The organism is Methylobacterium sp. NPDC080182 (assembly GCF_050281105.1).
Lineage (GTDB): Bacteria > Pseudomonadota > Alphaproteobacteria > Rhizobiales > Beijerinckiaceae > Methylobacterium.
This window is the reverse complement of the sequence record NZ_JBNNWO010000048.1, coordinates 1-8971: the sequence shown is the minus strand read 5'-3', so window position 1 is coordinate 8971 and position 8971 is coordinate 1. Positions and strand designations below refer to the sequence as shown.

The following is an 8971-nucleotide window of genomic DNA, read 5'->3' as shown; positions in this document are numbered from 1 at the left end:
CGGACCAGGACGAGGCGCAGGAGCGGGGCCCGGGCGAGGTCGAAGGGCCGGGCGCGCTCCTCGTCGGCCAGGGCGGCGAGGCGGTCGGCGAGGCGGTCGGCGCGGGCATCCTCGTCCGGGGCGTCCTCGTGCGGCGCGTCCTGGCTCGACGGCTCCCCGGTCCAGTCGAGGCGTGCGAGGGGCAGGGGCACGGGGTCGAGGACGGCCTGGAGGGGCGGCCCGTCGGCGGGGTCGAGGATGGCGGTGCGCAGGACGTCGTGGCGCTCGAGGGTGGCGCGGACGGCGCGGGCGAAGCGGTCGGGGTCGAGGGGTTCGAGGTCGAGGCGGACCTGGTTGCGGTAGGCCGCGTCCCCGGGGGCGAGGCGGGCGTGGAAGAGCAGGCCCTCCTGCAGGGGGGTGAGCGGGTAGAGGTCGGCGAGGCAGTCGGGGGCCAGGGCGTGGCCGGCGAGGAGAGCGTCGAGGCCGGGTTGGTCGAGGCGGGCGAGGGGCAGGTCGGCAGGGGTGGGCCGTCGCGGGGTGCCCGGGTCGGCGCAGTGGTCGACGAGGGCCTGGAGGGTGTGCCGGGTGTCGCGGGCGATGGCGGCGATGGCGGCGGCATCGTGGCGGTCGGGGCTGAAGCGCCAGGCGAGGCGGAGGCGGCCGTCGCGCACGAGGGCGGTGAGGGTGAGTTCGGCGCCTGCGGGGCTGTGGGGGTCGCGCATGGGCCCCGCGCTCTCGGGGGCGAGGGCGAAGGGCGCGTCGGGGTCGGCGCGGTCGGCATCGATCTGGCCGAGGTAGTTGAGGAGGATGCCGGGCTCGGGTGTCGCGGCGATGCGGTGGCGCAGGTCCGCTGCGGGGCCGTGGCGCAGGAGGTCGTGGCTGAGATCGGGCTGGGGCAGGGCGCGGCGGGCTTCCTTGACCCGGCAGAGGGCGCGGCCGAGGAGGGGACCGAGGGCGTGGCCGCGGGCGTCGTCGTCCGGCGGCAGGTCCGGCGGCAGGTCCGGTTCGCCGCCGAGGGGGTCGAGCCGCAGCGGCACCAGCGTGGTGAACCAGCCCACCGTCCGGCTCAGGTCGTGGCGCGCCGCCTCGCCGGCCGCGTCCGCCAAGCTGTCCGCCAGGGCGTCGGCATCGCGACCGTGGCCCTCGAGCACGACGCGCACGGCTCGCCCGCCGCAGCGGCGCGACACCGCCACCGCGAGCGCCGCGAGCAGGATCTCGTCGGGGCGCGTGCGGTAGGGCCGGCCCGCCCGGCGCAGGAAGGCGTCGGTGGTGTCGGCGTCGAGGCTGTCGGCGATCTCGGTCTGGGCGGATTCGACGTTGGGGGCGTCGGGCCGGGCAGGTTCGAGGCACCATGCGGGCGGCGCGAGCTGCGCCGCCCAGTCCTCGGCCCAGGCGCGGCGGCGGTCGGCCTCGGCCGGATCCCGGGCCAGGGCGTCGAGGTGCCGGGCCCAGGCGGGGAAGGAGGTCGCGGGCGCCGGCAGGGTCCGCCCCGCGAGGGCCAGGGCGAGATCCACCACCAGGATGCGCCAGGAGACGGCGTCGACCACGAGGTGGTGGGCGACGAGGAGGAGGCGCTGGCCGCCGTCCGGGGCCGGATCGACCAGGACGGCGCGCAGCACCGGCCCGCGGGCGAGGTCGAGGCTCGTCTGCGCGGCCTCGGCCAGCGCCGCCAGGGCGGCCGCGTCCCGGGCCTCGCGGCGCCACAGCGACTCGGCGGCCGCGACGGCGTCGGCAGCGGTGCAGGTCTGCCGCCAGCCGCCGTCGGCCGCCTGCGCGAAGCGCAGCCGCAGGGCCGGATGGGCGTTGGTCAGCGCGGCGAGCGCCTCCGCGACGCGGTCTGCCGCGAGGCGCGCCCGCGGGACGAGCAGCACGGCCATGTTCCAGTGCGCGCGCCGCGGCATCGGCGCGGCCAGGAACCAGCTCTGGATCGGGGTCAGCGGCACCGGGCCGGCCTCGAGGCCCGGATCGGTCGCCGCGTCGCGCGCGGGGAGCGCCGGTCGTGCGTCCTGGCGCTCGGCGTGCGCGGCGAGGGCGGCGAGGCTCTGGTGGGTGAACACGTCGCGGGGGGTGAGCGTCAGGCCGGCCTGACGGGCGCGCGTGACGAGCTGGAGGGCGAGGATGGAATCGCCGCCGCGCTCGAAGAAGGTGTCGGACCGGGCGACGGCGTCGGGCCCGGGCAGGCCGAGCACCGCGGCCCAGAGATCGGCGAGGCGCCGCTCGGTCGCCGTGCGCGGCGGGTCGGCGTCCCGGGCGGACGCGTCCGCGTCGGGCTCGGGCAGGGCGCGGGCGTCGAGCTTGCCGCTCGTCGAGAGCGGCAGGGCGTCGAGCAGGACGATCGCGGCCGGCACCAGGGCCTCGGGCAGGTCGCGGGCCAGGGCGCGGCGCAGCTCCTGCGGGTCGGGGTGCGCGCCCGGCGCGGGCACCGCGTAGGCCACGAGCCGCGCGGGGCCGTCGGGTTTGCGGCGGGCGAGGACGGCGGCCTGGGCGATGCCGGGCTGCGCGCGCAGGGCGGCGGCGACCTCGCCGGGCTCGACGCGCTGTCCGCGGATCTTGACCTGCTCGTCGGCGCGTCCGCGGTAGTCGAGGGCGCCGTCGGGGCGGCGTGCGGCGCGGTCTCCGGTGCGGTAGAGGCGCGCGCCGGGCCTTCCGAACGGGTCGGGCACGAAGCGCTCGGCGGTCAGGCCGGGGCGTCCGAGGTAGCCGCGGGCGAGGCCGGTGCCGCCGATGTAGAGCTCGCCCACCACCCCAACCGGCACCGGGTGCAGCGCGTCGTCGAGGATCCAGGCCGTCCGGTCGCCCACCGGGCTGCCGATCGGCGCGTAGGGCGTGTCGCAGGTCGTGCCGGCGGGGACCTTCCAGACGAGCGGCGTCACCACGGTCTCGGTCGGCCCGTAGCCGTTGATGAGGCGGCGCGGCCCGAGGGCGCGGTTGACGCGCGCGAGCTCGTCGCGCGGCATCGCCTCGCCGCCGAAGGAGAGCAGGTCGAGGGTCGGCGCGCCGCCCTCCTGCTCGGCCCAGCGCGTCAGTTCCCGGACGTAGCTCGGCGGGAAGCCGGCATTGGTCACGCCGTGCCGGCGGAACGCCGCGAACACCTCCGCCGGCGACCAGAGCGCGTCGTCGCGGAGCACGAGGCTGGCGCCGCAGGCGAGCGTCGTCAGCCAGCGCTCGTGCCCGCCGTCGAAGTTGAAGGTGATGAAGTGGAACTCGCGGGAGTCCGCGTCCATCTCGTAGAGCGGTGCGGTCGCGCGGACGTGCATCGCGAGCGGGCCGTGCGCGACCGCCACCGCCTTCGGCTTCCCCGTCGAGCCGGAGGTGTAGATCAGGTAGGCGAGGTTCTCCGGGTGGAGCGCCACCGGGGGTGGATGCCCCGCGCCCGCGTCCGGCGCGTCCGCGTCGATCAGGATCCGCGGGACCGCGGCCGGCCCGCGGCCGGCATGGGCGCGATCCGTGACGAGGACGCGCGCGCCGCTGTCGGCGACCATCGCGGCGATGCGCGCGTCCGGCAGGTCGAGCCCGAGCGGCAGGTAGGCGCCACCCGCCTTGAGCACGCCGAGATAGGCGGCGAGCAGGCCGGGCGAGCGGGGCAGCATCACGGCGACGACCGTGTCCGGGCCGATGCCGGCCTCGGCGAGACGGTGCGCGAGGCGATTCGCCTCGGCGTCCAGCGCGCCGCGGCTCGTGGCGCGATCGGCGAAGATCACCGCGGTCCGTTCGGGGTCCGTGCGCGCGAACCCCGCGATGGTCACGTGAACGGGCTGCCCGTCGACCTCGGACGGCGCGGAGGGCGGGTTCAGCCGCGCGATCTCGCCCGGTGTGAGCAGGGGCGCCCCGTGGATCGGCGCGTCCGGCGCCGCGACGAGGCTGCCCAGCAGGGTCAGGAAATGGTCGCGCCAGCGCGCGACGGTGGCCGCGTCGAACAGGTCGCGGGCGTAGGTGAGGTGCGCGGTGAAGCCGCCCTGCGCGTCCTCCAGCGTGGTCAGGCCGAGATCCACGTGGGCGCTGCCGGTGGCGCGGGGGACGCGCTCGACCGACAGGTCGCCGAGGCGGATCGTGGCGAGCGGGCGCTCCTGCAGGTGCTGGACGATCGCCTGGAACAGGGGATTGCGGCCCGGATGCCGGTCGGGGCTCAGGGCGCTCACGAGCCGCTCGAACGGCACGGATTGATGGGCCTGGGCCTCCACGAGGAGCGCCCGCGTCGCCTCCACGCACGCGGCGAAGCTGTCCAGCGGGTCGAACGCGAAGGGCAGCACCAGGGTGTTGGCGAAGCTGCCGATCACGCCCGCGGTCTCGGGTCGGGTGCGGTTCGCCACCGGCACGCCCAGGCGGAGAGCGCGCTCGCCGCCGAGGCGCTGGAGCAGGATCGCGAAGCCGGCGGCCAGGACGTGGAACGCGGTCGCGCCGCCGCGGCGGGCCAGGGCGCGGATGCCCGCCGCGGTCGCGGGCGGCAGCGGGAAGGTCAGCGTCTCCCCAGTGAAGCTGGGCACGTCGGGGCGCGGCCGGTCGGCGGGCAGGGCGAGGACGGGGTGCTCCGTGCCGAGGAGGTCCGTCCAGAACCCGAGGCTCGCGGCCTGGGCGCCCGCGTCCAGCATCCGCGCCTGCCAGGCGGCGTAATCCGCGTAGGTGATGGCAGGGGCCGCGCTCTCCGGCGCGTCGGATCCGTAGCCGGCGGCGACCGCGTCGATCAGCAGGTCCATCGACACGGCGTCGCCGACGATGTGGTGCAGGGTCAGGAAGACGACGTGCCGGTCCGGCGCCTCGCGCACCAGGGCGGCGCGCAGCAGGGGCCCGCGCGCGAGGTCGAAGGGCGCCCGCTCGACGGCCGCCTCGATCGCGGCGCGACGCGCCCGCGCCTCGGCCGCGTCGCAGCCGGTCAGGTCGTGGCGGACCATCGCGAACGTGCCCGCCGGGTCGACCTGCTGCACCGGCTCCCCGTCGCGCAGGGGGAAGCGCGCGCGCAGGCCCGCGTGACGGGCGACGGCGCCGGCGAACGCCCGGTCCAGCGCCTCGGGGTCGAGCGGACCGGTCAGGCGCAGCGCGCCGACGATGTGATAGGCCGGGCTCTCCGGGTCGAGCTGCCAGAGGAGCCAGAACCGGCGCTGCGCGTCGGAGAGCGGTCCCGCGTCGCCGCCCTCCGCGGGCAGGATCGGCAGGCGGTCCGCCTCGAGGCCGCGCGCGGCGAGGTCCTGCACGAACCGGCGGCGCTTGCCGTCGGGCAGCGCGGAGAAGCGCGCCGCCAGGGCGCGCAGCTGGTCGTCCCGCGAGGGGCCGGTGTCGGTCATTCGGCGTGTTCCAGCGCGTCGAGGAGGTCGCTCATCGCGTCGATGTCGGCGTCCGCGCCACCCGCGTCCCGGCCGTCGATCGCGACCGCGAGATCCGCCAGGGTGCGCGCCTCGAAGACGGCGCGCAGGGGCAGGACGATGCCGTGCGCCTCGCTCAGGCGCGCGACGACCCGGGCGACGAGGAGCGAGTGCCCGCCCAGGGCGAAGAAGTTGTCGCCGCGCCCGACCGAGGGGAGGTTCAGCACCTCGGCCCAGACAGCGGCGAGGCGGCGCTCCGTCCCGGTCCGCGGCGGGTCGGCGGCCGGGTCGGCGACCGGCTCCGGCGCCGGCAGGGCGGCGCGGTCGACCTTGCCGTTGGGGGTCAGCGGCAGGGCATCGAGCGTCACGACGGCCGCGGGCACCATCGCGTCCGGCAGCGTCGCGGCGAGCGCCCGGCGCAGCTCCGCGGGGTCGAGCGCCGCCCCGGGGCCGGGGACGACGTGGGCCACCAGCCGCGCGTCGCCGGGCCGGTCCTGCCGCGCGGTCACGACGGCCTGCGCGACGCCGGGTTGCGCGATCAGCGCCGCCTCGACCTCGCCGGGCTCGATGCGCACGCCGCGGATCTTCACTTGGTGGTCGACGCGGCCGCGGTAGTCGAGGGCCCCGTCCGCGCGCCAGCGCGCGCGGTCGCCGGTCCGGTACATGCGCGCGCCGGGCGGCCCGAAGGGGCAGGGGACGAAGCGCTCGGCCGTGAGCCCCGGCCGCCCGAGATACCCGCGGGCGAGCCCGGCGCCCGCGAGGTAGAGTTCGCCGACCGTGCCCGGCGGGACCGGCCGCAGGCCGCCGTCGAGGATGTAGGCCTGCGTGTTCCACAGGGGCGCGCCGACGGTGACGGCCTCCGCGCCGGGCACGATCTCGGCCGCCGTGGACCAGATCGTGGTCTCGGTCGGGCCGTAGAGGTTGGTGACCCGCGCCGCCCGCGCGCTCAGGGCGCCCGCGAGGTCGGGCGGCAGCGCCTCGCCGCCCACCAGCACCCGCACGCCGCGCAGGGCGTCCGTCTCTGCGAGGCCGCGCCACAGGGTCGGCGTGGCCTGCATGAGCGTGATGCCCGCCTCGCGGACGAGCCGCGCCAGACGCCCGGGATCGAGCACGTCGTCCCGCCCGGCCAGCACCACGCGCGCGCCGCGGAGCAGCGGCCCGAACAGTTCCAGGCCCGCGATGTCGAAGCCGACCGTGGTGACGGCGAGCAGCCGGTCCGCCGGCGTCACGCCGAGGCGATCGACGAGGTCGTGCAGCAGGTTGGTCAGGCCGGCATGCGGGACCACGACCCCCTTCGGCCGGCCCGTGGAGCCGGACGTGTAGATCACGTAGGCGGGATGGGCCGGCACGAGCGGGCGCGCCCGGTCCCGGTCGGTCGGCGCGCGGGCCGGCGCGGCCGCGAGCGCCGCGCGCCCGTCCGGGGCGTCGAGCACCAGGGCGGGCAGGCCGTCCGGCCGCGGCCACCCGTCGACGGTCACGAGGTCGGCGGGCCGGGCATCGGCCAGCATGAGGGCGAGCCGCTCCGCGGGGTAGCCCGGGTCGAGCGGCAGGTAGGCCGCCCCGGCCTTGAGCACGCCCAGCAGCGCCGCGACGAGGTCCGGCCCGCGCGGCAGCGCCACCGCCACGATGTCCTCCGGTCCGATCCCGCGGGCGATGAGCGCGTGGGCGATCCGGTTGGCGCGGGCCTCGAGCTCCGCGTAGCGCAGCACCTCCGAACCGGCCACCAGGGCGACGGCCTCCGGCGTGCGGGCCGCCTGCGCGGCGACGAGCGCCGGCAGGGTCTCGGGCGGCACCGCCCGCGCCGTCGCGTTCCAGTCCGTCAGGACCTGCCGCCGCTCGCCGGCCTCGAACAGGTCGAGATCCCCGATTGCCCGGTCCGGCGCGGCCGCCAGGGCCGCGAGCAGCCGCGCGAACCGGTCCGCGAGGCGGGTCGCGCCGGCTTCTTCGAAGAGGTCCGTGGCGTATTCGAGGTGGCCGACGACGCCCGCCTCCGTCCCGTCGGCCCCGCGCCGCTCGACGAGGTCGAAGGCGAGGTCGAACCGCGCGGCCCCGGCACCGACCGGATCCGGGACGGCGCGCAGGCCGGCCAGATCGAACGAATCCGGCACGCCGTCCTGAAGCGCCAGCATGACCTGGAACAGGGGATGGCGCGCGAGCGAGCGCGGCGGGTTCAGCACCTCCACGAGGCGCTCGAAGGGCACGTCCTGGTGCGCGTAGGCCTCGAGCGCGACGGCGCGGGCCCGCCCTACGAGGTCGCGCCCGCTCGGGTCGCCGGACGTGTCGGTCCGCAGCACGAGCGTGTTGACGAAGCAGCCGACGAGGCCGTCGAGGGCCTCGTCCGTGCGACCCGCGATCGGGCTCCCGAGCGGGATGTCCTCGCCCGCGCCCAGGCGGGTCAGGAGCGCCGACAGGCCGGCCTGGAGCACCATGAAGAGGCTCGCCCGCTCGCGCCGCGCGAGATCCGCCAGCGCGCGGTGGAGATCCGGCCCGAGGGCGAGGGGCACGCGCCGCCCGCGGTGGCTCGCCGTCGCCGGGCGCGGCCGGTCGGTGGGCAGCGCGAGGCCTTCGGGCAGCCCCGCGAGCTGCGCGCGCCAGTAGCCGATCTCGCGGGCGATCAGGCTGTCCGGGTCGGCCTCGTCGCCGAGACGGTCGCGCTGCCAGAGCGCGTAGTCCGCGTACTGCACCGGCAGGGCCGGGCGCTCCGGCGCCGCGCCGCGGCACCGCGCCGCGTAGGCCGCCGCGAGATCGCGCATCAGCGGAGTCAGCGACCAGCCGTCGGCGGCGACGTGGTGGATCAGGAGGAGGAGCCCGTGCGCGTCCGGGCCGAACCGGTACAGCCGCGCGCGGATCGGCAGGTCAACGGCCAGGTCGAAGGGCGCGCGCGCCGCCGCGGACAGCGCGTCCGGCCACGATTCCGGGTCCGCCGCGCACAGATCGAGGCCGGGCCGCGCCGCGTCGGGCGGCAGGACCTGCTGCGCCGGCGCCCCGTCGATCGCGACGATGCGGGTCCGCAGGCTCTCGTGGCGCGCGACCACGTCGGCGAGGGCCGCGCGCAGCGCGTCGGCGTCGAGCGGGCCCGTGAGGCGGAGCGCGATCGGGATGGTGTAGGGATGCGCGCCGTCGATCCGCGACAGCAGCCACATCCGGGTCTGGGCCGCGGAGAGCGGGACGACGTCCGGCCGCGGGCGCGCGACGAGGGGTAGGCGCGCGGGGCCGGCGCGTCTGGCCGCGTCGCCGCCACCCGCGGCGATCCACCCGCTCAGCGCCGCGACCGTCGGGGCCTCGAACACGGCGCGCAGCGGCAGCTCGACGCCGAGCGCCGCGCGCAGCCGGCTGACGAGGCGCGTGGCGAGCAGCGAGTGCCCGCCGAGGTCGAAGAAGCCGTCGTCGATCCCGACCGCGTCGAGGCCGAGCACCTGCGCGAAGGCCTGCGCCACGGCCGCCTCGCGCGCGGTGCGCGGCCCGCGCCGACCCGTGCCCGCCCAGTCGGGTTCGGGGAGCCGTCCTGGGTCGAGCTTTCCGTTGGCGGAGACCGGCAGGGCGGGCAGGGCGAGGATGCGGGCGGGGCGCAGCGCGTCGGGCAGCGTGTCGGCCAGGGCGCGCTGCAGCGCGGGCTCGTCGAGCGCGCCGCCGGCCGCCGGCACCGCGTAGCCCACCAGCCGCAGCCCCCCGTCCGGACCGGGACGGGCGACCAC

Annotated in this window: 2 protein-coding genes; both read right to left on the bottom strand. The window is 77.8% G+C overall.

Annotation, left to right across the window (positions count from 1 at the left end):
• Positions 1–5258: amino acid adenylation domain-containing protein (locus ACQKQD_RS33815; RefSeq protein WP_427510962.1), on the bottom strand; the 5258-nt coding region annotated here is incomplete at its 3' end.
• A partial coding sequence (locus ACQKQD_RS33810) for an amino acid adenylation domain-containing protein (protein WP_427510961.1) occupies positions 5255–8971 on the bottom strand: 3717 nt, incomplete at its 5' end. The genes ACQKQD_RS33815 and ACQKQD_RS33810, both read right to left, overlap by 4 nt.